This is a genomic window from Actinomadura miaoliensis (assembly GCF_039536785.1).
Taxonomy (GTDB): Bacteria; Actinomycetota; Actinomycetes; order Streptosporangiales; family Streptosporangiaceae; genus Spirillospora; species Spirillospora miaoliensis.
Genome location: NZ_BAAAZG010000001.1, coordinates 407,513 through 432,611, shown reverse-complemented (window position 1 = coordinate 432,611; position 25,099 = coordinate 407,513). Strand labels below are relative to the sequence as shown.

Genomic DNA, 25,099 nt, shown 5'->3' with positions numbered 1-25,099 from the left:
GCCGACACCGGCCGTTGAAGTCATGGCAGTATGTGGGGGTAGGCGACGGCGGAACGAGGAAGCCGGTGCGAATCCGGCGCGGTCCCGCCACTGTGATCGGCGAGCGGACTCCGATGACGCCACTGCCCGCGTTGCGGGTGGGAAGGCCGGAGCGAGCATCGACCCGAGAGCCAGGAGACTCACCTCGTCGCCTCCTCGTTGGAGCTGGGGCGGATTTCCCCAGGGAGGAGAGGGTGCTCGCGTGCGTTCACGCATGGCCGGCTCGACGCCGGTTCCTGTCCGTCGTGCTCTTCTCAGCTTGGTGACGGCGTTGTGCCGCGCCTGCGCCGAGGGGGCCTGGTCCCGATGACGCGCAGCGCTCGGTGGCTGCTCGCGTGGGTGCTGGCGTCGGTGTCGCTGGTCGCCGCCTGTGGCGGTTCGGCGACCGGCACCGGTGGCGCCTCCGGCGGGGAGGCGGCGCCGGGGTTCCCGGTGACGATGACCAACTGCGGGATGAAGACCACCTACCTGCGTCCCCCGCGACGTGCGGTGTCGCTGAACCAGCACGCGACCGAGGTCATGCTGGCGCTGGGGCTGCAGAAGTCGATGGTGGCCACCGGATACCTCGATGACGAGATCCTGCCGGAGTACCGGGCGGCCTACGACTCCATCAAGGTGATGTCGAAGGAGTATCCGTCCTTCGAGACGCTGCTCGCTGCCGAGCCGGACTTCGTCTACGGGGGCTTCGCCGGCACCTACGACGCCAAGGAGGGACGCGGCCGCGACGCCCTCGCCAAGGCCGGGATCAACTCCTACCTCAACGTCGAGGGCTGCGCGTCCGGGCCGGTGACCGTGGACACCATGGACACCGAGATCCGCAACATCGCGAAGATCTTCGGTGTGCCGGAGCGGGCCGAGGAGCGGATCGCCGGACTGCACCGCACGCTGGACGCCGTCAGGGCCGAGGTCGCCGGGGTCGCCCCGGTCAAGGTCTTCGTCTACGACAGCGGTGACAGGACCGCCTTCACCGCCGGCGGCGCGGGCATCGGCAACGAGATCATCCGGCGGGCCGGCGGCGTGAACCTGTTCGCCGACCTGGACAAGACGTTCGGCGACGTCTCCTTCGAACAGGTGGCCGACCGCGCCCCCGAAGTGATCGTCATCTACGACTACGGCGACCGGCCGGTCGCCGACAAGAAACGGTTCCTGCTGAACAACCCCGCGCTGAAGGACGTACCGGCGATCAGGAACCGGCGGTTCGCGGTGCTGCCGCTGTCGTCGACCGTGCTGGGCGTACGCGTACCGTCGGCGGTGGAGTCGCTGGCCCGGCAACTGCACCCGGACCGCTTCCGGTGACGCACGCCGCGCGGGAGGCCGGTGACGCACAGGCCGCAGGCGGTGGACAGAGGTCGGTCGTCCGGCGGACGCGGGTGCCATACGCGCTGGTGCTGGTCGTGCTCGGCGGCCTGGTGGTGGCGGCGGCCACGGCCGGGATCGCGATCGGCTCCATCAACATTCCGGCCGGTCAGGTGTGGGGCATCCTGCTGCACCGGTTGCATCCGGCGCTGGCCGATCCCGGCTGGACACCGGTGCGCGAGACGATCGTCATCGACGTCCGGCTGCCGAGGGTGCTGCTGGCCGGGGCGGTCGGGGCCGGGCTGGCGGTGTGCGGGATGGCGTTGCAGGCGCTCGTGCGCAACCCGCTGGCCGACCCGATGCTGCTGGGGATCTCCTCGGGCGCGGCGGTCGGCGCGGTACTGGTCGTGGTGTTCAACGTGACGTTGCTGGGCGTGTTCTCGCTGCCGGTGGCGGCGTTCGCGGGGGCGTTGACGGCCCTAGTCGCGGTGTACCTGCTGGCTCGCTCGGGCGGGCGCATGACGACGGTCCGGCTCGTGCTGGCCGGGGTCGCGACGGCCGAGGTGCTGTCGGCCGCCGCCAGCTTCCTGATCGTCACCTCCGGCGACCCCCACAAGACCCAGGCGGCGCTGCGCTGGATGCTCGGCGGGATGGCGGGCACCACTTGGACGATGGTGTGGATCCCCGGCGCCGCGGTGCTGGCGGGGACGGCGGTGCTGCTGGGCGTGACCCGCCCGCTCAACCTGCTGCTGGCGGGCGAGGAGGCCGCCGCCTCCCTCGGGCTGGACGTGCACCGGTTCCGCTCCGCGCTGTTCGTGCTGGTCGCGGCGCTCGTCGGCACGATCGTCGCGGTCAGCGGGCAGATCGGGTTCGTCGGGCTGATCATGCCGCATGTGGTGCGGCTGCTGGTCGGCGCCGACCACCGCCGGGCACTGCCCGCCGCCGCGCTGCTGGGCGCGGCGTTCCTGATCGCCGCCGACCTGGCCGCGCGCGTCCTCATCGCGCCCGAGGAGATCCCGGTCGGCGTGTTGACCGCCCTGGTCGGCGGCCCGTTCTTTCTGTGGCTGATGCACCGCAGGACCGCGTCATGACCCGCCACCGAGTTTCCACCGACGTGCCCATCGACGTGCCCGACGACGAGCCGGGCGCGGTGCGTGCCGAGGCGGTGTCGGTGGTCGTCGGCGGCCGTGCCCTGGTGCACGAGGTGTCCGTGGACGTCGCCCCGGGTGAGGTGATGGGCCTGGTCGGACCCAACGGCGCAGGCAAGTCGACACTGCTGCGCACCTTCTACCGGGCGCTTCGTCCCACGTCCGGCCGCGTACTGCTGGACGGGGAGGACGTGTGGCGGACACCCGGCAGGCGGGTGGCGCGGCGGCTGGCCGCCGTCCCGCAGGACGGCGGTGGCGACTTCGAGCTCACCGCGTACGAGGTGGTCGCGATGGGCCGCACCCCGCACAAGCGGCCGTTCGCGGGCGACGACGCCACCGACCGCGCCATCATCACCGCCTCGCTGGACGCCCTCGGCGTCGCGGCACTGGCCGACGCGCCCTTCGACCGGCTGTCGGGCGGCGAGCGGCAGCGGGTCCTGATCGCCCGCGCGCTCGCCCAGCGCACCGGCACGCTGGTGCTGGACGAGCCCACCAACCACCTGGACCTGCGCCACCAGCTGGACGCGCTGCGGCTGGTGCGCCGGCTCGGCGTCACCGCCGTCATCGCCCTGCACGACCTCAACCTGGCGGCGGCCTTCTGTGACCGCCTCTGCGTCCTGGACGCCGGCCGCCTGGTCGCCGCCGGACCGCCCGGCCAGGTGCTCACCGCCGACCTGCTGGCCGAGGTCTACCGGGTGGACGCCGAGGTGACCGTCCATCCCCGCACCGGCATCCCGCAGATCACCGTCCTGCCCGAAATGACACGCCTGATCGAATGACCCGAATAGGAAGACGACAGGCTGATCCCTGATGTCGACGCCTGTGCCGACACCGGCAGTGTCGCCCGCCGCACGGCCTGGCGGAGTCGCTCAACATTCCCCATAACCGCAGGTAGTCATACGGGTGCGGATACGGGTTTCCCCGGATGTCCTTCACTCAGCACGGTGACACTCTGTGATCAGCCAGTCACGTTCGCAGATCTGGGGGGACACCATGACATTCAGCCCGTTGAAGGTAGGGATGCTCGGCCTCGGTGCCGGCGCCTGCATCGCCATGACCACGGGCGGCGCCGGGGCGACGGAGTCGGCCCCGGCCACGTCCAAGCAGGTGGCGCGCACCTGCCACGTCCGCTCCGACGGCAAGCTCCTCTGCGAGAACAAACGCGGCGCGCCGCTGTACCAGCACCGGTCGACCGGAAGCAGGATCGTCGACTACCTCGACACAAGCCCGAGCGTCTTCGCCTGCTGGGGCGAAGGCGACCTCCACGCCGGAGGCAACCGCATCTGGTACTGGACCAACGGCGACCGCACCAAGCAGTGGGGCAACATCCCCGCCGTCCACCTCTACACCTCCGTCGACCCACCGGCCGGCATGAAGAAGTGCTGACCTGATTCGGCGGAACCCGGGCCCCTGGACTCCAGGGGCCCGCACCGCTGGTGAGGGCCTGTTCCCATAGGGCGGGCCTACCGCACATTGACTGCGCCGCCTATCCTTTCTCCGCTCGCTCGCGGATCGGTTCATCCGCCGGTCGCGGCGCCGTGCACCCGGTACCGCTCGGCGTCGGCCCACTTGATCTCAAGACCGAGCCCGGGGCGGGCGCGGTCGGGGCGCAGCGCGCCGCCGCTGGGCGAGGGGACGCCGTCGAAGACGGTGTGTTCCACGCGCACGTGGTCGTGGAAGTACTCCAGGTGCCGCAGCCGTTCGACGGCGCGGAAGGCGTGCGCCGAGACGGCGGGCGCGCAGTGCGCCGACAGGTCGATCTGGTGGCCGGCGGCGAGCCCCGCCACCTGAAGCAGCCCGGTGATCCCGCCGCAGCGGGTGATGTCGGCCTGCAGGCAGTCCACCGCCTGGGCCTGGAGCAGATTGGTGAAGTCGCGCAGGACGTAGCCGTATTCACCGGCGGCGATGTCCAGGCCGCCGGGCCCCGCGCGAGACAGCATGCGCAGCCCTTCGAGGTCCGCGGAACTCACGGGCTCCTCGAACCACGACACGTCCCATTCCTCGGCGAATCGCCGCGCCCAGTACAGCGCCTGCTTGCGCGACAGGGCGCCGTTGGCGTCGGTGAACAACTCCGGCTCGTCGCCGATCGCCTTGCGCACCGCGGTCAGCCGCGCCGGATCGTCGGCCGGATGCCGGGACGTCTTGAGCTTCACCCGGGGAATGCCCTGCTCGACCCACCCGGCGAGCTGGGCGGTGAGGCGGTCGAGCGGGTAGTTGGTGAAGCCGGCGCTGCCGTAGACCGGCACCCGGTCGTGGAAGGACGGCAGCAGCGCCGTCAGCGGGAGCTCCAGCAGGTGAGCCTTGAGGTCCCAGAGCGCCACGTCCACCGCCGAGACGGCCATCGCCCCCAGGCCCGGCCGTCCGGTGTTGCGGATCCGGGCGAACATCCGCCGCCACAGCGCGGCCGGAGCGAGCGCGTCGCCGCCGACGACCACGGGGGCGAGCTTGGTCTCCACCAGTGTCGCCGCCGGCACGTCGGTGTAGGTGTAGCCGATGCCCGTCCGTCCGCCGCCCTGGGCCAGCACCACCACGATGGTGGTGGAGTCCCAGGTCAACGTGCCGTCGGTCTCTTCGCCGTCGGGACCGTCGGTGGGGATCTGGAAGGCGTGCACCTCCAGGCCGTCCACCGTCACCGTGGTATCGGTAACGCCCACGGACCTTCCCCCTTCACCACGTGTCCCCCCGTACGTGGCGGCCGACCGGCACGGTCAGCCGGGCCCGGCGCGATGCCCGCTTCTCTAGTGGCCGCGGCCGGGTAGCGACTCGTACACCTCCGCCAGCTTCTGCCGGAACCCCTTGGCGACGATCCCCGCGCGTTCGGGGTCCCGCAGCGCCGCCTTGACCGACTTCTTGGCCTGCTCGGGCATGATGTGCGGCGGCAGCGGCGCCACCTCCTGGTCCACCTTGAACTCCAGGACCACCGGGCGGTCGGCGGCCAGCGCACGGTCCCAGGCCGCGCCGACCTGGGCGGGGTCGTCGCAGTAGATCCCGGTCAGCCCGAGGAGCTCGGCCCACTTGTGGTACGGGACGTCGGGGAGGTACTGCGACCCCATGAACTTGGGCTCCCCGCCCATCGCGCGCTGCTCCCAGGTCACCTGGTTGAGGTCCTGGTTGTTGAAGACGCAGAAGATCAGCGGCGAGCGGCCGAGACGGTCCAGATAGCGCTTGACCGTGATCATCTCGTTGAGGCCGTTCATCTGGAACGCGCCGTCGCCGACGAAGGCGATGACCGGCCGGTCGGGGTAGGCGAACTTGGCGGCGATGGCGTAGGGCGTGCCGGGGCCCATCGTGGCCAGGGTGCCCGACAGCGACGCCTGCATCCCGTCGCGCAGCCGCAGCTGCCGTGCCCACCAGGTGGTGGACGATCCCGAGTCGGCGGTCAGGATGGCGCCCTCGGGCAGCCTGCCCGACAGCTCCCACGCGACCAGCTGCGGGTTCAGGGCGTCGAACCGCTGGTGCGACTGGCGGTCGAGGATGTCCCACCACTCGCGGACGTCGGCCTCGATCTTCTCCCGCCACGAGCGGTCGGTCTTGCGTTCCAGCAGCGGGATGAGGGCGCGCAACGTCTCCTTGGCGTCCCCGACCAGGTGCGCGTCCATCGGATACCGGATGCCGATCATCCGCCCGTCGATGTCGATCTCCACACCCCGGGCGCCGCCCTCGTCCGGCAGCCACTCGGCGTAGGGGAAGCTGGTGCCGATCATGAACAGGGTGTCGCAGTTCATCACCATCTCGTCGCTGGGCCTGGAGCCCAGCAGCCCGATGGGGCCGGTGACGAACGGCAGGTCGTCCGGCAGCACCTGACGTCCCAGCAGCGCCTTGGCCACGCCGGCGCCCAGCAGCTCGGCCGCCTCCACCACCTCGGCCTCGGCCTCGGCCGCGCCCTGCCCGACCAGGATCGCCACCTTCTTTCCCGCGTTCAGCACGTCCGCGGCCTTGCGCAGCTCCTGCTCGTTCGGCAGGATCCGCGGCCGCGACCAGCCGACGCTGGAGTAGACGGCGCCGTGCTCCTTGGGCGGGGACGGCACGGCGGGAGACTCCTGGACATCCTCCGGGACGATGACCGTGGCGATGCCGCGCGTGGTCAGCGCGGTCTTGAACGCCCGGTCGATCAGATGCCGGGCCTGGGCGGGCTCCATGCACACCGCCACGAACTCCGAGACGTCCTTGAACAGGCTGAGCAGATCGACTTCCTGCTGGTAGTGGGCGCCCAGCGACATCCGCTTCTGCTGACCGACGATCGCCACCACCGGCTGGTGATCCAGCTTGGCGTCGTACAGCCCGTTGAGCAGGTGGATCGCCCCGGGCCCGGACGTGGCCGTACAGCAGCCCACCTCGCCGGTGAACTTGGCGTGCGCGCACGCCATGAACGCGCCCATCTCCTCGTGCCGCGGCTGGATGAACTCCGGATCCCCCGCCGCGCGGTCGAACGCGCCGAGCAGACCGTTGATCCCGTCCCCCGGATAGCCGTAGACGCGGTGGACCCCCCACTCGCGCAGCCGACCGAGGATGTAGTCGCTGACCTGCTGCTTCATCGTCCTCTCCCCAGCTTCGGTGTCACAGCGGGCGAACGCCTCCAAAAGCGGCTACCCGCCCGAAGGCCATCCATACCGATCCGGGCGGCGACGCGGCCCCCACTGACATGGCGCGAAGGCGCTCTCGGCCGCCCGCCATTCGGAGCAGAGCAGGGTGCCCAAGCAGGACTCACGATGACGACGAGACCTGGTCAGCGGGCAAGTGCGGAGCGTCGGCCGGCCTGTGTGGGGCGGCGGCTGGCTGGTAGGGGAGCGGGCGTGCCTTCGCCGGATCGGCCGCGCATTTTCGTGTCGCAGGAGACGCAGAGCAGCGCGCGGATCAGGGCGAAGGTGGGGGAGGAGCTGGAGGAGGCCGATCCCCGCGCGGTGCTGACCGCGGTGCTGACCGAACTCGTCCCCTACGACGCGGCGACGCGGCTGCACATGCGCGTCCGCCAGTCCTTCACCGCCCTGGCCCTGTCCGACGCCGCCATCGCCGACCGGCTGCGCGCCGAGTACGTCACCTTCCACGAGCAGATCGCCGGCCTGTTGCGCAAGGAGCAGGCGGCGGGGCGCGTCGCCCCGGGCGATGTGCGCGAGACCGCCATGGAGCTGGTCGCGCTCGCCGAGGGGCTGGCCTACTACGTCCTGATCGGCCTGGTCAGCACCGACTGCGCCCGCGAACGTGTGCTGGCGGCCATCGCCGACGCCTACGTCTGACGGCAGCGTCGTCCTCCTGTGGCGCCGTTCCGCTGCCGGGTGGCTGTGAGCGGCCGTACGAGCGGGACGGAAGTCCGTTGACAAGCGGACCGGTCGCCGAGAACGTCAGTGCCTGCGTAGGGCCCCCGCATCGTGCGCGAGCCGAAACGCGGTGGAGACGATCAACGCCAGGACGAGCGTCGCCAGGCGGGCGCGCTGGGCGTCACATCACTTCCGGTCGACGCTTCCGCCCTGCCCTTGTCCAGTGCTCGCCGACTCCGGCCGGTTCCAGCCGTGCCGCTCCAGGGCGCTGAGAAAGGCGTCCACCACCACCGGATCGAAGTGGGTGCCCGAGCAGCGCCGAAGCTCCTCGGCCGCCTCCTCCAGCGACCACGCACCACGGTAGGAGCGGTTGGAGGTCATGGCGTCGAACGCGTCCGCCACCCCGATCACCCGGGCGAACTCGGGGATCTCCTCGCCGGCCAGTCCCAGGGGATAGCCGCGGCCGTCCAGCCGCTCGTGATGGTGCATGATCCCGGCCAGCGCCTCGTCCAGGAACCCGATCTCCTGGACGATCTGCAGCCCGCGCATCGGGTGCAACTGGATCTCGGTGAACTCCTCGTCGGTCAGCTTCCCCGTCTTCTGCAGGATCTTGGTGGGAATGCCCAGCTTGCCGACGTCGTGCACCATCCCGGCGAACCGCAGCGCATCGACCCGGTCGGCGCGCATGCCGATCTGGCGGGCGATCATCACCGCGCCGCGCGCGACCCGCTCCGAATGCCCGCGCGTGTAGGGGTCCTTGGTCTCCACCGCCTGGCACAGCGCGGCCAGGGTCGCCGCGTACGCCCGCCGCTGCTCGTGGGTCTGCTGGAACGCCCACCGCGCGATGAGAACAGGCAGCAGCACCAGCACCGCGCTCAACGACCCGGCACTCTCCCACAGGCCGGCGATGAGCAGGCCCAGCATGCCGTATCCCAGGCACCCGACGGCGAGCTGGCCGCTCTCGCGCAGCAGCTCCTCGGCGGAGGCCTGCCCACTGAGCAGCAGGATTCCCGCCATGAGTGCCAGGTTCACCGTCACGAACACCACCAGCGCGCCCAGGAACGGGCCGATGACCTGCCCCACCCACCCGACCTGGCCGGGGTGGAACAGGTCACCGTCCAGCAGGTCGAACACCATGCCGGCGGTGTAGCCGCTGAGGGCGAACTGGGCCCCGTTGAACACCCGCTTGACGGGCGCGGACAGCCGCTGCCCGGTCGCCACGGCGCTCGCGCCGACCAGTGCGGCGCCGACCGCACCGAGCAGCACCACCGATGCCAGGCTCGCGGCGAAGCTCAGCGACACCCGCGCGCCCTCGACATTCAGCCGGGCCGGAACCGAGTCGCAGATCAGAAACAGCACGACCAGCCCGGCCAGCGTCCCCCAGTCCAGAGAATCGAAGGCAGAGGCGGCGATGAGGCCCGCCGCCGACGCCGCCACAACACAGATGTACGCCCAGGCGGCACCAGAGAGTCCCAGCATGTCACCCAACAGTGGTCGACGTGACGAAGAGCGAAAAGCACGCTCCGTACTCCATATCTCACGATCAGCGTACATTGGCAAGCCGCGTGCACGGCCCTGATCGGCGAAGAAACCAGCGGTGCCGCAACAGTCCGAGTTAAGTGCTTCTGACTGAGGGAAAGAATGATCTTCAGAATCACGTGGTAATGGCGGAATCCGTCCCTCAGGCGCTTGGTGACGTCCGGCGACCAACTTGTCCAGGTTCATGACCGGGTCCGCGCGGAACTCGTCTGCCTCGGCGAGGACGTGCGCATCCATCTCGACGACGGCATGCGGCGATCGGGCCTCGGCCGGAGCCGAGGGGGCGGCGCCGATGCACCGCCGGGCAAGACGGCGGTCAGCCGCGTGCTGTTCACACCACGGCTCTGACCGCCGCGGCCTAACTGTTCATCCTCATTCGCGTGAGGACGAGGAAACCAGGCGAGGAAGGTGCTACGCCATGAACCGGATGATCAACGACGTGCCCAGTCCGGTGCGTCCCGCTTGAAAGACTAAGGGAATCCGACTGTGGCCCCCGAGCAGGGCGCCAACCTCCTGCGGGACGGCACGCTGCCCGATGTCTGCGTCGTCGGCTTCACTACGCAAAAAACGAACCGGATGCCCAGATGAAGGCCCCACCGCCACTGCCGCGTGGTAAACGACGACCTGCTGCAATGCGTCCTGTTCGACCGCAGCGCCCGGGACGCGAATCTAATCGGGACCGAGCACATCGTCTCCGAGCGGCTGTTCGGGACGCTGCCGGACGCCGAGAGACCAGGACGCCGCCCTGGAAGCCTCCGCCGCGTGACAGGTGGCCGTGAGCGACGAGGTAGGCGCTGACCAGCAGGGTGACCGGCAGCAGCGTCAGGCCGGTGACGCGCAGCGCGTCGAACCCGTCGGCGGGTCCGCGGCGCAGCGTGCCGGTCTGGGCCTCTTCCTCCCGGTCGACGGCGCGCAGCAGCATGACGGTGCCCGGCATCGCCACGAGGAGATGCGAGCCGAGCTGACCAACGTCTTCCGCCTCGCGGCGGTGTCTAGGCGTGCTGGCGGGCGGCCATCTACCGCCGCTACGTCGGCAAGCAGGAGATGGTCTTCGCCGCCGCCGTGCACGATCTGACGATCACCGCCCCCGCCGACTCCGGTTCGCTGCGCGCCGACCTCACCGCGCTGTGCGCCGACCTCGCCGCCAGCCTGACCACCATCCCCGCGCCCAGCCTGCTGGGTCTGCTCGCGGACATCACCCCCCATCCGGCGTCGGCGGCCCGCATCCAGGAGGCGTTCGTGGTGACCGAGCGGGCGCCTGCGAGGGCGGAGGCGATGAGGGTGAGTTCCTCGCCCGGCGAACGGGATCCATCCGGCGGCCAGGTGGGGCGGGTGGGCGGCCAGGGTGCTCACCGGGTGGCCTCCCCGGTGCTCAGCGCGGCGCCGGCGCCCGCAGGACTTCAAAATCGCAGCTCGCGTGTGCGGGCGTTCAGGGGCGGCCCGGACCCGGGGGAGGGCGGTCGATCGCTGCAGCACCACGTGATCTGCGACGGCGCCCGGCGCGTTCTTTGGGCGGGCTGGCCGTTCTCGTGCCTAGTCAGAGGGTCATCGCCGTCGGCTGGGCGTCGGGGCGCATGGCGGCGTCGGTGCCGCCGTCGACGTAGAGGATCGCGCCGGTGGTGTAGCGGGCCTCGGGCCTGAGGAACTGGTGGACCCAGAAGGCGATGTCCTCCGGGTGTCCGAAGACGCCCAGCGGCATCGGCGTGGGGAATTCGTCGGCGTCCGGCTCGGTGGTGTTTCCGGTGGAACCGAGCATGAGGGGGGTGAGCACCGCGCCGGGCGCGATGGCGTTGAGGAGCACGCCGCGCCGGGCCCACTCGGGGGTGACGGCGGTGCGGCGCACCCAGCGGGCGAGGGCGAACTTGGACGAGGCGTAAGCGGAGATGCTGGGCGCCATGTCGAGTACCTCCCGGGGCATGGCGTTTTGCGCCGCGCGGGCGTGCTTGCGGGCGGCGTCCTCGTCACCGGCGAGGGCGAGTTCCACCAGGCGATCGTCGATCAGCGGCACGGTGGTCGCGGAGTTGGATCCGATGACGACGGCGCGGCCGGCGCCCGAGCGTTCCAGGGCCGGTCGCAGCGCTTCCAGCAGCGCCACCGGCCCGAAGTAATTGATGGACATGACCGCGGCCGCGTCCGGCACGCTCGGGCCGACGCCGGCGACGGCGGCGACGCCGTCGAGTGTGCCGCCGCTGTTCGCCAGGATGTCCTGGACCGCCTTGGCGCGGCCGTCGGAGGTGCCCAGGTCGGCGATGACGTCGGCGTCGTGCAGATCGACCCCGATGACGGTGTGCCCGGCGGCGCTGAGGTTCGCGACGACGGCGGCGCCGATGCCCGAGGCGGATCCGGTGACGGCGTAGGTTCCCATGCTCGACTCTCCTCGCGAGACGCCGCGGACAGGGTGGGGGGACGACAGCGGCTTACATCAGCCAATCATTGATTGGACCGTGCTTCCACCGTCTGTGATGCAATGTGCGCATGGCAGAGGAACCCGTCTCGACGCGAGATCGTTTGCTGGCGGCCGCGGAGCGGCTGTTCCTGGCGAAGGGCGTCGACCAGGTGTCGGTCCGTGCGATCAACGCCGAGGCGGGGCTGAACCCGGGTGCGGTGCACTATCACTTCGGGTCGCGGGAGGGGCTGGTCCTGGCGCTGCTGGAGCGGGAGCTGCTGCCGTTGTGGTCGGACCGGCTGGAGGCGATCGCCCGCCGTTCCCAGGCCGACGACGACGGTCCGCCCTTCGATGTCGTGGACCTGGTGACGGCACTGGTCGAGCCGTTCGAGGAGCTGGCGCGGACGGAGAAGGGCCGGATGCTGTGCCATCTGCTGGCCCGCTCGGTGCTGCCGGCATGGCGGCTGCCGAGCACCTCGCCGTGGTTCGGCCCGGTCCCGTTCGAGGTCATGCTCGGACGCGCGATGCCGCAACTGTCGGTGCGCGAGATCGCCGAACGCTGGCGGCTGGTCTTCGTCCTGCTCCTGGAGATCTACGGACGCCCGCTGGCGTCCTCCCCGACCGCCACGGCGTCGCTGCCCGAGTCCGGCACGGTCATCGCCTTCATCACCGCCGGCCTGACCGCACCTTCGCCGAAGCCCGGTTCCTGACCCGCCCCAGGCGGCCGATCAGGATCGTCGGGGTGTGCCGCCGCGGGACTACGCATGCCTTCATGGGTTGTGTTCAGCTGAGGTGTGTCACTGACGTGGCGCTTGGTTCCCGGCCCGGGCCCGGCTCCAAGGACGGGCTGCGTGCAATCCGAGGTCGGCGCGGAGCTCATCACATTCCGGCGTGCTGCGTCGTCGTACTGCTGAGTCGAACACGCCATCCCGTGAAGAGGAAAGCCCAGCGACATGGAACCCGTGAACGCCGCGATCATCTACTACAGCGCCACCGGCACCCTGCACGCCCTGGCCCGAGCCGCCGCCGAGGGCGCGGAGAAGGCCGGTGCACACGTGCGACTGCGCAGGGTCGCCGAAACCGCCCCACCGGAAGTGATCAACTCCAGGCCTGCGTGGGCCGAACACCTCCGGGACACCGCCGACGTCCCCCAGGCCGACCTGGACGACCTGGCCTGGGCCGACGTGGTGCTGTTCGGCACTCCCACCCGCTTCGGCAACCCGGCGAGCCAGCTCAGGGCGTTCATGGAGAGCACCAGTGCGCTGTGGTTCAACGGCGGGCTCGCGGACAAGGTGTACTCGGCTTTCACCGCCAGCAACACGCCCCACGGCGGACAGGAGTCCACCATCCTGGCGCTGGGAAACACCTTCTACCACTGGGGCGGCATCATCGTGCCCCCCGGCTACACCGACCCCGTCCAGTTCACGTCGGGCAACCCCTACGGCACCTCTCACGTGGCGGGCGGTGGACCGCCCGACGACGTCACCTTGGAGGCGGCCCGCCACCAGGCCCGACGCGCCGTCAACACCGCGGCCGCGCTCAAAGCCGGCCGCGCCGCCTGAGCCATGCCGATCTTTTCCTGACCCGCCTCACCCGCCCGCTGCGCGTAGTGGTGTGACGTGGAGCGGCCACCGCGTGATCACGCCGAGGTCGTGGACTCAGACGGTCTCGCGGTGGCCGGGACCTCGTCCAGTGCGGTCGGCCACCACGCGGCGGGGCCGATCTCGCGGGCCAGCGCGGGCACCAGCAGCGAGCGGATGACCAGGGTGTCGAGCAGCACGCCGAACGCGACGATGAACGCGATCTGCGCCAGGAACGCCAGCGGGATCACCACCAGCGCCGCGAACGTGGCGGCCAGCACCACCCCGGCGGAGGTGATCACGCCGCCGGTCGCGGTCAGCCCGCGCCGGATCCCCTCCCGGGAGCCGTGGCGCAGCGCCTCCTCCCGCACCCGGGTCATCAGGAAGATGTTGTAGTCCACCCCCAGCGCGACCAGGAACACGAAGCCGTACAAGGGCACGGACGCGTCCGTGCCGCTGAAGCCGAGCAGCCCCTGGAACACCAGCGCGGTGACGCCGAGGGTGGCGAAGTAGCCGAGCGCGACCGTCGCGACCAGGAGCAGCGGCAGCAGCACGGCGCGCAGCAGCGCGAACAGGACGACCAGGATGACGGCCAGCACCACCGGCGCGATCAGGTTGCGGTCGCGGGTGGCGGTGTCCTGGGTGTCGATCTGCTGGGCGGTGCGCCCGCCGACCATCGCGCCGGCGTCCGGGACGGCGTGGACGGCCGCGCGGAGGCGTGCGACGGTCCGCCTGGCGGCCTCGCCGTCGGACGCGCCGGTGAGCGTGACGTCGATGCGCACCCGGCCGTCCACCACCAGCGGCGCGCCGCCGGGCCGCCCCGCCTCGCCGACGGGCGCGGCGGACGCCACGCCGGGCACCGCCCGCGCGGCCCGGGTGACCTGGTCCGCGCGGCCCGCGTTCGCGATCACGACGGCCGGGTCGCCCGCCCCGCCGGGGAAGTGCTCGCCCAGCACCCGCTGCGCCTGTACGGAGGGGGCGTCGTCGACGAACGTCTCGTCCATCGGCAGGCCCTCGGCCTTGAGCGCCGGCATGAACGCGGCGAGCACCAGCAGCGGAAGCAGGCTCACCAGCCAGATGCGGCGCGGGCGCCGGTCCACCACGGCGGCGACCTTCCGCCACACGGCGTGCCCTTCGGCCGCCTGCCGCCGCGGCCTGGCGGGCCAGTACGCGACGCGGCCGAAGACCACCAGCATCGCGGGCAGGAAGGTGAGCGTGCCCAGCACGGCGCAGGCGATGCCGATGGCGCCGACGGGGCCGAGCGCCCGCGTGTTGGTCAGGTCGCTGAGCAGCAGCGCGAGCAGCCCGAGCGCCACGGTGGCGGCGCTCGCGATGATCGCCCCCGCCGAACGGCGCAGCGCGGCGCCGATCGCCGCGAACCGGTCGCCCCGTACGCCCAGCTCCTCCCGGAAGCGCGCGGTGAGCAGCAGGGCGTAGTCGGTCGCCGCGCCGATCACCAGGATCGACAGCATGCCCTGCACCTGGCCGTCCACCGTGACCGCGCCGTGGTCGGCCAGGGCGTACACGACCGCGCAGGCCAGCGCGAGCGCGAACACCGCGCCCACGATGATGATGAACGGGAGCAGGACGCTGCGGTAGACCAGCAGCAGGATCAGCAGGACGACGCCGAGCGCCACGCCCAGCAGCAGCCCGTCGATCCCGGCGAACGCGTCCTTGAGATCGGCCTGCGTCGCGGCGGGCCCGCCGACGTGGACGCTCGTCCCGGGCACCCCCGCCACGGCCTCGCGGACCTTCTCGACGCTCGGCGCCACCTGGTCGCCGAGGTCGGAGCGCAACGGCACGACGCCCTGCAGCGCGCGGCCGTCCTCGGAGGGGATGGCGGGGGAGACCTGCCCGGCGACCTCAGGGGCGCCGTTCAGTGAGGCCAGCGCCCGGGTCGCGGCGGCCTGCGCCTCCGGTGTCACCTTGCCGTCCCGGGCCTGCCAGACAACGATCGCGGGCAGCGTCTTCGCACGCTGAAAGGCCCGCTGCGCCTCGATCACCCTGGTCGACTCGGCGCTCTGGGGCAGGAACGACGACTGGTCGTTGGTCGCGACCTCGCCGAGCTTGCCCGCGTACGGTCCCAGCGCGCCGCCGATCCCGAGCCAGACGACGATCAGCAGTACCGGCACCGCCCACCGGGCACCTCGCAGCGTGTTCGCCACCGGCCTCCACCCTCCAGAATCTCAATGACCAAGTATCTTTATCGTTGAGATACCGACCCTATCCTGGAGGTGCGCACTGGACGGCAACGCCCCCCAGGGCATCGGCCTGCACGACTTCGCGGTCCAGCTGCGGCGCATGAACGCCGAGTTCAACCGCATCACGCAGGAGTTCGCCCGGGCCCAGAAGCTGCACGAGACCGACGTCCTGGCCCTCATCGCGATCCTGGACGGCGACGAGCACGGCGGCCCGATGACACCGGGCCGGCTGCGGGAGCGCCTCAACCTCACCTCCGGCGCGGTGAGCGCCTGCCTGGACCGGTTGGAACGCAGCGGGCACATCCGCCGTACCCGCGACGCCGCCGACCGCCGCGTGGTGCATCTCCACTACGCGCCGCACGGCACCGCGATCGCCCGCGAGTTCTTCCGCCCGCTGGCCCGCGGCACCGGCGCCGCCTGTGCCCGTTTCGACGAGGCCGAGCTGAGAACGGTCATGCGGTTCCTGGTCGCGATGAACGAGGAACTGGCCGCCCAGCGGCGGCACGACGCCTGACCCGTGAACCACGCCGGCCACCGAAGACGAGCACCCTCAGGCCGCCCGTCGACCGTGAAGCGCCGCGCTGCCTGCCCAGGGTCGCGCACATCGCCCCTCACCGCGAAGGCTTCGCCGCCGTCGGCTTCCTGAGGTCGGCCGGCTGATGGGCGTTCACGGCCATGCGGTATCCGCGTGACGAGATCTCTCGCGCGCGGCCGCGTCACAGTGTCGCCGGCGCGCGGTTCGCAGGTTGGGGAGCCCGGCTTGTGAGGTCCTCGTTCCCGATTCCCGGGGACGGGACTGGTTCTTGGGCGGCGCGGATCAGCTGTCCGGGGCGGGTGCCTGGTCGCCTTCTTGGGCCGGCACGGTCTGGTCGGAGGTCGCGGCCCAGCTGGCGAGGAGGTTGAGCGCGTCGCGGGCGGGCGTCCCGGGGTCGGCGCTGAAGGCGGTGAGGGTCAGGCCGTGGTCGGCGGGCAGGGGCATGGCTTCGAAGGGGAGGCTGATGTCGCCGACGGCGGGGTGGCGGAAGTTCTTGACCCCCGTGTGGTGCAGGCGGACGTTGTGGGCGGCCCACAGGGTGCGGAATTCCTCGCTGCGGGTGACCAGTTCCCCGATGAGGTCGGTCAGGGCGCGGTCGTAGGGATCGCGTCCGGCCTCGGTGCGCAGCAGGGCCACGGTGGTGTGGGCGGATTCCCCCCAGTCGGGGTAGAAGTCGCGGGCGCGGGGGTTGAGGAAGCGGAACCGGGCGAGGTTGACCGGCCGGACCGGATCGTCGAAGACGGGCGAGTACAGGGCGCGGCCGAGGCGGTTGGCGGCGAGGATGTCCAGGCGGCCGTTGCGCACGTACGCGGCCGTGTCGGTCATCGAGTCCAGCAGCCGCTGGATGCCGGGCCGGATGCGCTGCCGGGCGGGGCTGCGGCGGGTGCGGGGGGTGGCGTTGGCGGCCCGGGCCAGGTCGAACAGGTGGGCGTGTTCGGCCTCGTCCAGCTGAAGGGCGCGGGCGAGGGCTTCCAGCACGCTTTCGGAGACCCCGCTGAGGTTGCCCCGTTCCAGGCGGGCGTAGTACTCGGCGCTGACCCCGGCGAGCATGGCGACCTCCTCGCGGCGCAGCCCGGGGACGCGCCGGTTGCCGCCGTAGGCGGGCAGGCCGGCCCGCTGGGGCGTGATCTTGGCTCGCCGCGAGGCCAGGAACTCGCGGACCTCACTGCGGTTGTCCATGTCTTCCGAGGTTAGGCCGGTATTCGGCGCCGTGGGGTGTTCTGTCAGTACATGGAACAGCAGGAACTGCCTCACTGGCGCCCCCAGCGGTTTCCTGGGTGCTGCCGGGGGAGCACAGCCTGCCCCCCCCCGGAGCGCATGACCGGCACTCCAAAGGAACGAACGATGACAGAGAACACGGCAAGCACGCAGCCGTCCGGCGCCCGGACGCTGCTCGGCGATTTCGCGCCCAAGCTGGTGGAGCTGACCGAAGAGGTGCTATTCGGGGACGTGTGGGAGCGGCCGGGGCTGTCGCCGCGCGACCGCAGCCTGGTCACCGTCACCACTTTGGCGGCGCTGTACCGCACCGACCAACTGGACTTCCACCTGCGCCGCGCGCTGGAGAACGGCCTGAGCAAGGACGAGCTGGTCGAGGCCCTCACCCACCTGGCGTTCTACGCCGGCTGGCCCAGCGCCATGAGCGCGGTCACCCAGCTCAAGAGCATCGTCGAGGCGTCCGGCCCGGCCGCCTGACCACCTCGCCGCGCGCCCGCTGTGGCCGGACGGCGGCACATCGACGAAGGAGACACGATGGAGATCTTGAAGCGGCCCCCGACCGCGAAGCTGCCCGAGCAGTGGTTCACCGGCGACGCCTGGGCGGATGTGATCTACCGGGGCGAGGACCCCTCCCGCGCGCGGGCGAACATGGTGCGCTTCGCGCCCGGCGCCCGGACCGCCTGGCACTCCCACGGCCTGGGCCAGACCCTCTACATCGTGGAGGGCGTCGCGCTGATCCAGGCCCGTGGCGGCCGGATCATCGAGGCCCACCCCGGGGACGTGATCTGGACGCCGCCGAGCGAGGAGCACTGGCACGGCGCCGCCCCCGACCAGTTCATGATCCACCTCGCTCTGTGGGAAGGCGACGACGTCGACTGGCTGGAGCACGTCACCGACGCCGAGTACGCCTCCCCTCGCGTCAGCACCCGAACCCGCCCCTGACCGAGCCCACGGCCGCGGCCGAGATCGGTCGGCCTCGCGGAGACCGAGGTCGCCTGGGCGGGAGTCTCGGCAGCAGCCCGCAACGGCCCCTCATCGGTTGTAGAGCCGACGCGCCCACAGGTAACCGGCCAGGGCGATGACCGCGCTCCAGATCGCCGCCTCCACGAAGCTGGAACCGGCGGATCGGCCGGCCAGCAGCGCGCGCAGGGTGTCGATGACAGGGGTGAACGGCTGGTGCTCGGCGAACCAGCGCAGCCCGCCGGGCATCGACTCGGTCGGGACGAAGCCGCTGCCGAGGAACGGCAGCATCAGCAGCGGCATCGGCAGGTTGCTGGCCGTCGCCACGTTCGTGGAGACCATGGCGAGCGCGACCGACAGCCAGGTGACGGCAAAGGTGATCATGGCCAGCACGCCGACCACGCCGAGCCACTCCAGCGCCGAGGCGGACGGGCGGAAGCCGATCAGCATGGCCACCGCGGTCGCCACCGCGATCGCGATGAAGGTCTGCAGCATCGCGCCGAGCACGTGCCCGGTGAGCACCGAGACACGGGCGATGGCCATCGTCTTGAACCTGGCGATGATGCCCTCGGTCATGTCGGTGGCCACCGAGATCGCTGTCCCCTGCGCGGCGCCGGCGACCGTCGTGACCATGATGCCGGGGGTGAGGTAGCCGGCGTAGGCGGCGCGGTCGCCGCCGATGCCCGCGCCCAGGGTGCCGCCGAGGACGTAGACGAACAGCAACAGGAACACCACGGGGACGGCGGTGTAGGTGACGATCAGCGACGGGTACCGCCAGATGTGCTTGATCTGGCGGCGCAGCATCGTCGCCGAGTCGGTGATCGCTCTCATCGGGACGGCTCCTTGGTCAGGGTGAGGAAGACGTCGTCCAGGTCGGGGGTGTGCACCGTCAGCTCGGCGACGTCGATGGCCTGGGTGTCCAGCCACTCCAGGAGCTTCTTGAGCGTCCTGACGCCGCCGGCGCCGGGGATCTGGACGGTGAGCGCGCTGTCGTTGCGCGAGGTCGCGCCGACGTGCGGGGCCGCCCTGCGGTAGCCGTCGGCGTCGGCGAAGCGCACGACGATGTGGCCGCCGGGGACCAGCCGCTTGAGCTCGTCCGGGGTGCCCTCGGCGCCCAGCGCGCCCTGGCTGAGCAGGGCGATGCGGTCGGCGAGCTCGTCGGCCTCCTCCAGGTACTGCGTGGTCAGGAAGATGGTCACGCCGTCCTGCTCGACCAGCTCTCTGACGATCTGCCACATGGTGCGGCGGCTGCGCGGGTCCAGGCCGGCGGTCGGCTCGTCGAGGAAGATGAGCCGGGGCGTGCCGACCATGGTCATGGCGAGGTCGAGGCGGCGGCGCATGCCGCCCGAGTAGGTGGCCGCCGGCCTGCGTGCGGCGTCGGTGAGGTCGAAGCGCTCCAGCAGTTCCCGGGCGCGCCTGCGGCCCTCCGAGCGGCCGAGATGCAGCAGGTCGGCCATGAGCCGCAGGTTCTCCTCGCCGGTCAGCAGGCCGTCCACGGCGGAGAACTGGCCGGTGACGCCGATCGCCGCGCGCACCTTGTCGGGTTCTCGGGCCAGGTCGTGCCCGGCCACCCGGATCTCGCCGGCGTCGGCCTTGATCAGGGTGGACAGGATCTGCACCGTGGTGGTCTTGCCCGCGCCGTTGGGGCCGAGCAGGGAGAAGATCGTGCCCTGCGGGATGGTGAGGTCGATGCCGTCCAGGACGCGGTGCGGGCCGTACGATTTGCGCAGTCCCGTCACCGAGATGGCGGGGACGGCGTGGATCGGGTCGGGGGTCTCGGTGGTCCGCATCGCGTTCACCCCCGGTCCCAGGTGACGCGCAGGCTGCGCACGCCGCAGATCTGCGAGGGGCCGGTGCGCAGCGGCACCTCTGCTGCCGGTACGGCGAACCGCAGCGTCGGGAATCGGGTGCCGATCAGGTCGGCGGCAGGGGCGGGCGGCGGGTGCCCGCTCGTCAAATCGTTCAACACATCGTGAAAGCTACGTTGCGTTCAAAAATTCTGTCAATCAACGGAAGTGTATTTTCCCAGGTGACAGGCCAAAACTTGATGCAATGACGCTGGAGTTGAATGCAATGCTCCATTGCAATGAATGGTGCCGAAAGCAATACTGGCGGCATGCCGGGAGGACGGTTGACCCACCAGGAACGTCAGCGCATCGCGGCGGGCCTCGCCGAAGGGCTCTCCTATGCCGAGATCGCCAGGCGCCTCCGACGGCCGACCTCGACGATCAGCAGGGAGATCGGCCGCAACGGCGGCCCAGGCGGTTACCGGCCCGAGCAGGCGCACCGGGCGACGGAGCGGCGGGCGCGGCGCGGCACGCCGGCTCGCCCGCCCGCGGCCGGACCGTCGGACGGCAAGGCGGTGGAGGTGCAGGACGGGGCCGTCGAGCTGGCCGTCGGGATGGGGCTGCCGAAGATGACGGCGCGCGTGCTCGTCGCCCTGTGGCTGAGCGAGGACGGCCGGCTCACCGCCGCCGAGCTGACGCGTGATCTGCGGGTCAGCCCGGCCTCGGTCTCCATGGCGGTGGGTTATCTGCTCCAGCAGGGGCTGATCAGGCGCGAACGCGATCCGCAGCGGCGTCGCGACATCTACGTCTTCGACGACGACACCTGGTACCACTCGATGGTGACCAGCGCGCGGCAGACGCTCGAGGCGGCGCAGATCGCGAAGGAGGGGGCGAAGACGTGCGGGCTCGGCACGCCCGCGGGGCGCCGGCTGGCCAAGGGCGGGGCGTTCCTGGAGCGGATCAGCCAGGACCTGCTGGCGTCCACTGAGCGCTGGCGCGGCCTCCTGTCGTGACCAGCCCGGCGTGCCGGCCTCCGGGCGCCCGGAACGCGTCGGCGGCCGGCGGCCACGACGAGCTGATCACTCACCCGTCACCAGGGCACCACCCCCGCGTCGTCGAAGAACCCGCCGGTCGGGCCGTCGTCGAGCAGGGTCGCCAGCCGGATCGCGATCGCCGCGCCCTGTTCGGGGGTGCGGACGCCACGGAAACCGTTGAGATCGGTCGCGCAGAAGCCGGGACATGCCGCGTTGATCAGGATGCCGGTGTCACGCAGCTCCTTGGCGTACTGGAGGGTGACGGCGTTGAGGAACGTCTTCGACGGCGCGTAGGCGACCGAGATCGGGCCCGTTTCGGTGTCGGGAGTGGACTGCAGGGTGAGTGAGCCGACGCTGCTGGACATGTTCACGATCCGCGGCGACGTCGAGCGGCGCAGCAACGGCAGCATCGCGTTGGTGACGCGGATGACGCCGATGACGTTGGTCTCCACGGCCGTGCGCACCGTCGCGGGGTCGACCGTGGTGGGCGTCTGCGGTGCGGCGCCGGTGATCGCGGCGTTGTTGACGAGCACGTCGAGGCGTCCGGCGCGCTCCTCGATCTGGCCGGCCGCGGCGGCGACGCTCGCGTCGTCGGTCACGTCGAGCGGCACCGCGAAGGCGTCGACGCCGGCCGCGCGCAGCTTCTCCACCGCGGCCTCCCGGCGCTCCGCGTCCCGGGCTCCGACGCCGACGCTCCAGCCGAGGGTGCCCAGGCCGGCCGCGATCTCGTATCCGATCCCTTTGTTCGCGCCGGTGACCAGCGCGATCGTCTGTTCGCTCATGCGCTCCATCCTGTGCGCGGACCCGGCGGGGCCGCCAACACCGTCTGGGTGGGCCGCGATACCGCCCGGGTATCGAGCCAGCGTCACCGCCTTTCTGACCGTCGGCGTCCGGCGGGCCGGCACGGGTACCGTGGCGGCATGGAGACGCGGGAGCTGCGCTACTTTGTCGCCGTCGCCGAGGAGCTGCACTTCGGTCGGGCCGCGCAGCGGCTCGGGATCGCCCAGCCACCGCTGTCACGGGCCATCCAGCAGCTCGAACGGCGGCTCGGCGTGAAGCTGCTGGAACGCACCAACCGCACCGTCACGCTGACCGAGGCCGGGTCGGTGCTGCTGCGCGAGGGCCGAGCGGCCCTCGACGCCGTAGACGCCGCCGAGCGCCGTACCCGCCGTGCCGCCCTGGCCGCCACCGGTCAGCCCGGCCTGGTCCTCGTCACGAAAGCCGGAGCGTCCAGCGAACTGCTGTCGAAGCTGCTCGACGCGTACGCCGCCGAACCCGGCGCGGTCACCGTCGACGTGCACCTGTGCGGGATCGGTGAGCAGGAGCGGCTGCTGCGCGACGGGCGGGCCGACGTGGCGCTGCTGCACCGGCCGTTCGACTCGACGGTCGGGTTCGACACCGAGGATCTGCGCACGGAGGGGCAGGTCGCGGTGCTGCCGGCCGGGCACCCCCTCGCCCGCCGGGCCGGCCTGCGGATGGACGACGTCACCGCGCTGCCCGACCTGCCGCTGCCACGCTGGCCCGGCCCCGACGGGACGTACCCGGACGGTCCCGGACCGCAGGTCCGCGACCATACGCAGCTGTTGCAGCTGGTCGGGCTCGGCCGGGCGGCCGCGGTCCTGCCGGACTCGTGCCGCGCCCATCTGAACGCCGACCTCGCCGCCGTGCCGGTGCTGGACGCGCCGACCGTGACGACGGTGATCGCGTGGCCGCCGCACAGCCGGTCCCGGGCTCTCGCCGGCCTGGTCCGAGCCGCGACCCTCCTGTAGCCGTCCGGCCGGCCCGCGTCCTCATCACGCACGTTCCCCGGCCGTGACCTGCACTCGGCCTGGGCTCCTCGTGACGGAGCCACGTGGTGATCGCGGCGACATCACCACCGGCCAGGCGGCAGGCCCGGCCGTCCTCGCCGCTGGATGGCCGGGTGAGGTGACGTGTGCCACGCCATTGCGGATGTCACAGGACGGCGGCCGCCGGTGTCCTGTGCGTGTGGCACGGTCGAGAGCGAACAGGCAGGAGCCGGATATGGGCGAGGGCAGCAAGCCGACAACGTACGCGGCCGAGCGGCTCACCGGTGACGGCCGCGTGGACCCGGCCACGGAGGCGTTCGTCGCCCACCGCAATCTGCTGTTCACCGTCGCCTACGAGATGCTCGGTTCGGCCGCCGACGCCGAGGACGTCCTGCAGGAGACCTGGATGCGGTGGGCGGACGTGGAACTCGACACGGTGCGGGACCCGCGCGCGTACCTGGTCCGGATCACCACCCGCCAGGCGCTCAACCGGCTGCGCACGCTCGGCCGCCGCAAGGAGTCCTACGTCGGCCCCTGGCTGCCCGAACCGCTGCTGACCGCGCCCGACGTGGCCGAGGACGTGGAACTGGCCGACAGCGTCTCGATGGCGATGCTGCTGGTCCTGGAGACGCTCGCGCCGACCGAGCGGGCGGTGTTCGTGCTGCGCGAGGTCTTCGACCTGGCGTACGACGAGATCGCCGACGCCGTCGGCAAGAGCCCGGCCACGGTCCGCCAGATCGCCCACCGCGCACGGGCCCACGTCGCCGCGCGGCGACCACGCGAAGCCGTCACCCCCGCCGAGACCCGCGCCGCCCTCCAGGCGTTCCAGCGGGCGGTGGTCACCGGCGATCTGCAACACCTGCTCGACATGCTCGCACCGGACGTCGTCTTCCTGGCGGACGGCGGCGGAGTCAAGCAGGCCCTGCTGCGGCCCATCAGCGGAGCCGACCGGGTCGCTCGCCTGCTGACCGCGAGCCTGCCCAAGTTCGGCAGCGACCTGACGGTCGAGCCGGTGCAGGTCAACGGCTACCCGGCGCTGCTCCTCCGGCTCAACGGCGAGATCGACACCGTCATGGCGGTGCGCGTCGACGACGGCCTCATCACCGGGCTCTACGCCGTACGCAACCCCGAGAAACTCTCCCATGTGCAGCAGGAGACCGCACTCAGCCGGGGATCAAAGGCGCGAACAGCCACAACGCCGGGCCCGCGACCCTCTGCACACGGCTAGGCGTGTTGCAGAGTCCAAGTTTCTGCGGCAGCGAAAGAGGTCTTCGGGCGATCAGGCCAAAGCCTTTGTATCGAACCCAATGGATTTTCTCAAGCATGGCTTCCGGGGGGCGGTTCGCCCATCGTCCGCCCATGTCGATGGCGGTTAACTCGCGCAGAAAGGGATCCCTTATGGGGTGGTCCTACCAGGCGTGATCAGGCACACGTTATGGGTGCGTAGAGGTGTCAACCGTGGCGGTCGGCGAGTGGGCGGGCGATTGTCGGCTTGCTGGCGGCGCTCCTGTAAAGGTGGCCCGACAACCCCACCCGTGGCCGCCACTCCCCACAGCACCACCCGCGCACGCTGCTCCGACCGTGGGACGACTCTTCCAGTGTGGCGCGTATGGCGGCTACGCGGCCGTCGGCGTCGGGCGGCGGTGGGGTGAAGACGCGGTTGCGAGAGGTGCCGCAGCCATGTCCGAATTCGCGGCGTCGGCTATTTCCTCGGGCTCTCCGTGGTGCATTTTCTCCTATCCGATTGCGTCGCCCTTCGGCTGTGGCGCCACGAACCAAGGGGGTGGAGTCGGCGGCGTGAGCGGGCGAGCCGCCGCCTGCGGCTGAGGTGCGGGCACGGCGTATCGGCGATCAAGATCTTGAGTTGCCCGAGTGCGGCGGTCCACCAGGTGAGTCGCCTTCATGGGCGGGCGCTGATGAACGTGCGCCACCATCCCGGCCCGACCTTTGCGGGACCCGTGCCGCTGACGGCGGCGAGGCGCCGCGTGATCGGGACGAGCGCAGGGATCGGTACGGTCCCGTAGCGATATAACGTCGGCCGGTGTGTTGCTATCACAGGGGCTCTGCGCTGCGATAAACCCCTCCGGCAGCTGAACTCGGTGATCTCTTGACAGCATAAGCAGGCACTTCTAGGCTCGACTTCGCATTTGATCACGTTATCTTCACATGAGCTCACGTGATCCTGGAGATCGGAGACGGCGTGGAACCGGATCTGGCGCCACGGACCTCGCTGCGAGCACCACGCCGAAGCTCGTCCTGGTTCGTCCGCCACCGGTCCCACCGAGGCCTCGTGGAAATCGGCGGGCAGTGCCGGTTCCGCCACGGCATGCCGCGGCA

General features: G+C 71.2%; 25 protein-coding genes, 2 pseudogenes and 1 riboswitch. Of the genes and pseudogenes, 16 read left to right on the top strand and 11 right to left on the bottom strand.

All coding sequences use genetic code 11. The annotated features are described in order from the left end of the window. Positions 1-16: 16 nt before the first annotated feature. Positions 17-201: riboswitch (cobalamin riboswitch) on the top strand. A 144-nt stretch (positions 202-345) separates the two neighbouring features. The 4 genes from ABD811_RS02045 (at position 346) to ABD811_RS02030 (ending at position 3,869) form a co-directional block, all read left to right on the top strand. Beyond that, on the top strand, positions 346-1,335 hold the full coding sequence (locus ABD811_RS02045) for an ABC transporter substrate-binding protein (RefSeq protein ID WP_344939758.1): 990 nt from the start codon (positions 346-348) through the stop codon (positions 1,333-1,335). Between the two features lie 74 nt (positions 1,336-1,409). After that, complete coding sequence (locus ABD811_RS02040; protein WP_344939756.1) at positions 1,410-2,426, top strand: FecCD family ABC transporter permease; 1,017 nt, start codon at positions 1,410-1,412, stop codon at positions 2,424-2,426. Continuing rightward, complete coding sequence (locus ABD811_RS02035) at positions 2,423-3,262, top strand: ABC transporter ATP-binding protein (protein WP_344939754.1); 840 nt, start codon at positions 2,423-2,425, stop codon at positions 3,260-3,262. Before ABD811_RS02040 ends, ABD811_RS02035 begins: the two co-directional genes overlap by 4 nt. Positions 3,263-3,491: 229 nt before the next feature. After that, positions 3,492-3,869: a hypothetical protein gene (locus tag ABD811_RS02030; RefSeq protein WP_344939753.1), complete on the top strand. Its 378-nt coding sequence runs from the start codon at positions 3,492-3,494 to the stop codon at positions 3,867-3,869. A gap of 131 nt (positions 3,870-4,000) precedes the next feature. Here the strand turns inward: ABD811_RS02030 and ABD811_RS02025 are convergent, their stop codons facing one another. Together ABD811_RS02025 and ABD811_RS02020 are read right to left on the bottom strand one after the other, a co-directional pair. Further along, entirely contained in the window at positions 4,001-5,137 is a 1,137-nt protein-coding gene (locus ABD811_RS02025; protein WP_344939751.1) for an enolase C-terminal domain-like protein, read from the bottom strand. Positions 5,138-5,221: 84 nt separating this feature from the next. After that, positions 5,222-7,018 (bottom strand): thiamine pyrophosphate-requiring protein, encoded by a 1,797-nt coding sequence (locus ABD811_RS02020; protein ID WP_344939749.1) that lies wholly within the window; start codon positions 7,016-7,018, stop codon positions 5,222-5,224. A gap of 258 nt (positions 7,019-7,276) precedes the next feature. Here ABD811_RS02020 and ABD811_RS02015 point away from each other — a divergent pair, with 258 nt between their 5' ends. Next, entirely contained in the window at positions 7,277-7,717 is a 441-nt protein-coding gene (locus ABD811_RS02015; protein ID WP_344939747.1) for a TetR family transcriptional regulator C-terminal domain-containing protein, read from the top strand. A 207-nt stretch (positions 7,718-7,924) separates the two neighbouring features. On the opposite strand, the gene ABD811_RS02010 is transcribed toward ABD811_RS02015, so the two are convergent. Then, entirely contained in the window at positions 7,925-9,217 is a 1,293-nt protein-coding gene (locus ABD811_RS02010; RefSeq protein ID WP_344939745.1) for an HD-GYP domain-containing protein, read from the bottom strand. A 213-nt stretch (positions 9,218-9,430) separates the two neighbouring features. On the opposite strand from ABD811_RS02010, the gene ABD811_RS02005 reads away from it, so the two are divergent. Both ABD811_RS02005 and ABD811_RS44135 read left to right on the top strand, forming a co-directional pair. Further along, positions 9,431-9,625, top strand: coding sequence for a hypothetical protein (locus ABD811_RS02005; protein ID WP_344939743.1), 195 nt, complete (start codon positions 9,431-9,433; stop codon positions 9,623-9,625). A gap of 258 nt (positions 9,626-9,883) precedes the next feature. After that, positions 9,884-10,075 (top strand): annotated as a pseudogene (locus ABD811_RS44135) (DUF1264 domain-containing protein); the annotation flags it as partial. Here the strand turns inward: ABD811_RS44135 and ABD811_RS44130 are convergent. Then, a pseudogene (locus tag ABD811_RS44130) lies at positions 10,032-10,199 on the bottom strand (sodium:proton antiporter); the annotation flags it as partial. The pseudogenes ABD811_RS44135 and ABD811_RS44130 sit on opposite strands and share 44 nt — an antisense overlap. Before the next feature lie 122 nt (positions 10,200-10,321). On the opposite strand from ABD811_RS44130, the gene ABD811_RS44125 reads away from it, so the two are divergent. Continuing rightward, positions 10,322-10,918 (top strand): TetR-like C-terminal domain-containing protein, encoded by a 597-nt coding sequence (locus tag ABD811_RS44125; protein ID WP_486303617.1) that lies wholly within the window; start codon positions 10,322-10,324, stop codon positions 10,916-10,918. Here ABD811_RS44125 and ABD811_RS01995 read toward each other — a convergent pair. Continuing rightward, on the bottom strand, positions 10,815-11,642 hold the full coding sequence (locus ABD811_RS01995; protein ID WP_344939739.1) for an SDR family oxidoreductase: 828 nt from the start codon (positions 11,640-11,642) through the stop codon (positions 10,815-10,817). The genes ABD811_RS44125 and ABD811_RS01995 overlap by 104 nt on opposite strands. A gap of 110 nt (positions 11,643-11,752) precedes the next feature. Between ABD811_RS01995 and ABD811_RS01990 the strand changes: the two genes are divergently transcribed. Beyond that, the gene (locus ABD811_RS01990; RefSeq protein ID WP_344939737.1) at positions 11,753-12,373 is read left to right on the top strand and encodes a TetR/AcrR family transcriptional regulator; all 621 of its coding nucleotides are present in this window, start codon (positions 11,753-11,755) and stop codon (positions 12,371-12,373) included. 243 nt (positions 12,374-12,616) lie between these two features. Beyond that, positions 12,617-13,225 carry an NAD(P)H:quinone oxidoreductase gene (gene wrbA / locus ABD811_RS01985; protein WP_344939735.1) on the top strand — a complete coding sequence of 203 codons (609 nt, stop codon included), beginning with the start codon at positions 12,617-12,619 and terminating at the stop codon, positions 13,223-13,225. Positions 13,226-13,302: 77 nt separating this feature from the next. Here the strand turns inward: wrbA and ABD811_RS01980 are convergent, their stop codons facing one another. Then, positions 13,303-15,408 (bottom strand): MMPL family transporter, encoded by a 2,106-nt coding sequence (locus tag ABD811_RS01980; RefSeq protein ID WP_344939733.1) that lies wholly within the window; start codon positions 15,406-15,408, stop codon positions 13,303-13,305. Positions 15,409-15,544: 136 nt separating this feature from the next. On the opposite strand from ABD811_RS01980, the gene ABD811_RS01975 reads away from it, so the two are divergent. Further along, a complete protein-coding gene (locus tag ABD811_RS01975) occupies positions 15,545-15,958 on the top strand; it encodes a MarR family winged helix-turn-helix transcriptional regulator (protein ID WP_344939731.1) in 414 nt (137 codons plus the stop codon). Positions 15,959-16,261: 303 nt separating this feature from the next. Here the strand turns inward: ABD811_RS01975 and ABD811_RS01970 are convergent, their stop codons facing one another. Continuing rightward, complete coding sequence (locus ABD811_RS01970; protein ID WP_344939729.1) at positions 16,262-17,158, bottom strand: helix-turn-helix transcriptional regulator; 897 nt, start codon at positions 17,156-17,158, stop codon at positions 16,262-16,264. 165 nt (positions 17,159-17,323) lie between these two features. Here ABD811_RS01970 and ABD811_RS01965 point away from each other — a divergent pair, with 165 nt between their 5' ends. Next, the gene (locus tag ABD811_RS01965) at positions 17,324-17,671 is read left to right on the top strand and encodes a carboxymuconolactone decarboxylase family protein (RefSeq protein ID WP_344939728.1); all 348 of its coding nucleotides are present in this window, start codon (positions 17,324-17,326) and stop codon (positions 17,669-17,671) included. Between the two features lie 57 nt (positions 17,672-17,728). After that, complete coding sequence (locus tag ABD811_RS01960; RefSeq protein WP_344939726.1) at positions 17,729-18,136, top strand: (R)-mandelonitrile lyase; 408 nt, start codon at positions 17,729-17,731, stop codon at positions 18,134-18,136. A 90-nt stretch (positions 18,137-18,226) separates the two neighbouring features. Here ABD811_RS01960 and ABD811_RS01955 read toward each other — a convergent pair whose 3' ends face one another. The 3 genes from ABD811_RS01955 to ABD811_RS43860 are packed head-to-tail and all read right to left on the bottom strand — an operon-like array spanning position 18,227 to position 20,120. After that, complete coding sequence (locus ABD811_RS01955; RefSeq protein WP_344939724.1) at positions 18,227-18,985, bottom strand: ABC transporter permease; 759 nt, start codon at positions 18,983-18,985, stop codon at positions 18,227-18,229. Then, positions 18,982-19,944, bottom strand: a complete 963-nt coding sequence (locus ABD811_RS01950) for an ATP-binding cassette domain-containing protein (protein ID WP_344939722.1) — start codon at positions 19,942-19,944, stop codon at positions 18,982-18,984. The genes ABD811_RS01955 and ABD811_RS01950 overlap by 4 nt, the downstream gene beginning before the upstream one ends. Positions 19,945-19,949: 5 nt before the next feature. Next, the gene (locus tag ABD811_RS43860; protein ID WP_425549352.1) at positions 19,950-20,120 is read right to left on the bottom strand and encodes a hypothetical protein; all 171 of its coding nucleotides are present in this window, start codon (positions 20,118-20,120) and stop codon (positions 19,950-19,952) included. 150 nt (positions 20,121-20,270) lie between these two features. On the opposite strand from ABD811_RS43860, the gene ABD811_RS43855 reads away from it, so the two are divergent. Beyond that, a complete protein-coding gene (locus ABD811_RS43855; RefSeq protein ID WP_425549351.1) occupies positions 20,271-20,954 on the top strand; it encodes a helix-turn-helix domain-containing protein in 684 nt (227 codons plus the stop codon). Between the two features lie 77 nt (positions 20,955-21,031). On the opposite strand, the gene ABD811_RS01930 is transcribed toward ABD811_RS43855, so the two are convergent. Further along, entirely contained in the window at positions 21,032-21,757 is a 726-nt protein-coding gene (locus ABD811_RS01930) for an SDR family oxidoreductase (protein ID WP_425549350.1), read from the bottom strand. Positions 21,758-21,895: 138 nt separating this feature from the next. On the opposite strand from ABD811_RS01930, the gene ABD811_RS01925 reads away from it, so the two are divergent. Next, positions 21,896-22,744: a LysR family transcriptional regulator gene (locus ABD811_RS01925; protein ID WP_344939718.1), complete on the top strand. Its 849-nt coding sequence runs from the start codon at positions 21,896-21,898 to the stop codon at positions 22,742-22,744. A gap of 253 nt (positions 22,745-22,997) precedes the next feature. Continuing rightward, positions 22,998-23,990, top strand: coding sequence for an RNA polymerase sigma-70 factor (locus tag ABD811_RS01920; RefSeq protein WP_344939716.1), 993 nt, complete (start codon positions 22,998-23,000; stop codon positions 23,988-23,990). The last annotated feature ends 1,109 nt before the right edge of the window (positions 23,991-25,099 follow it).

Bases quoted from the DNA above. Each gene is read 5' to 3' on its own strand.
- ABD811_RS02010 (WP_344939745.1), bottom strand. From the start codon at position 9,217: ATGCTGGGACTCTCTGGTGCCGCCTGGGCGTACATCTGTGTTGTGGCG.
- ABD811_RS01955 (WP_344939724.1), bottom strand. From the start codon at position 18,985: ATGAGAGCGATCACCGACTCGGCGACGATGCTGCGCCGCCAGATCAAG.
- ABD811_RS01990 (WP_344939737.1), top strand. From the start codon at position 11,753: ATGGCAGAGGAACCCGTCTCGACGCGAGATCGTTTGCTGGCGGCCGCG.
- ABD811_RS01995 (WP_344939739.1), bottom strand. From the start codon at position 11,642: ATGGGAACCTACGCCGTCACCGGATCCGCCTCGGGCATCGGCGCCGCC.
- ABD811_RS43855 (WP_425549351.1), top strand. From the start codon at position 20,271: ATGCCGGGAGGACGGTTGACCCACCAGGAACGTCAGCGCATCGCGGCG.
- ABD811_RS01920 (WP_344939716.1), top strand. From the start codon at position 22,998: ATGGGCGAGGGCAGCAAGCCGACAACGTACGCGGCCGAGCGGCTCACC.
- ABD811_RS02020 (WP_344939749.1), bottom strand. From the start codon at position 7,018: ATGAAGCAGCAGGTCAGCGACTACATCCTCGGTCGGCTGCGCGAGTGG.
- ABD811_RS01965 (WP_344939728.1), top strand. From the start codon at position 17,324: ATGACAGAGAACACGGCAAGCACGCAGCCGTCCGGCGCCCGGACGCTG.
- ABD811_RS44125 (WP_486303617.1), top strand. From the start codon at position 10,322: ATGGTCTTCGCCGCCGCCGTGCACGATCTGACGATCACCGCCCCCGCC.
- ABD811_RS01950 (WP_344939722.1), bottom strand. From the start codon at position 19,944: ATGCGGACCACCGAGACCCCCGACCCGATCCACGCCGTCCCCGCCATC.
- ABD811_RS02045 (WP_344939758.1), top strand. From the start codon at position 346: ATGACGCGCAGCGCTCGGTGGCTGCTCGCGTGGGTGCTGGCGTCGGTG.
- ABD811_RS01960 (WP_344939726.1), top strand. From the start codon at position 17,729: ATGGAGATCTTGAAGCGGCCCCCGACCGCGAAGCTGCCCGAGCAGTGG.
- ABD811_RS01930 (WP_425549350.1), bottom strand. From the start codon at position 21,757: ATGAGCGAACAGACGATCGCGCTGGTCACCGGCGCGAACAAAGGGATC.
- ABD811_RS02035 (WP_344939754.1), top strand. From the start codon at position 2,423: ATGACCCGCCACCGAGTTTCCACCGACGTGCCCATCGACGTGCCCGAC.
- ABD811_RS01975 (WP_344939731.1), top strand. From the start codon at position 15,545: ATGAACGCCGAGTTCAACCGCATCACGCAGGAGTTCGCCCGGGCCCAG.
- ABD811_RS01970 (WP_344939729.1), bottom strand. From the start codon at position 17,158: ATGGACAACCGCAGTGAGGTCCGCGAGTTCCTGGCCTCGCGGCGAGCC.
- wrbA (WP_344939735.1), top strand. From the start codon at position 12,617: ATGGAACCCGTGAACGCCGCGATCATCTACTACAGCGCCACCGGCACC.
- ABD811_RS01925 (WP_344939718.1), top strand. From the start codon at position 21,896: ATGGAGACGCGGGAGCTGCGCTACTTTGTCGCCGTCGCCGAGGAGCTG.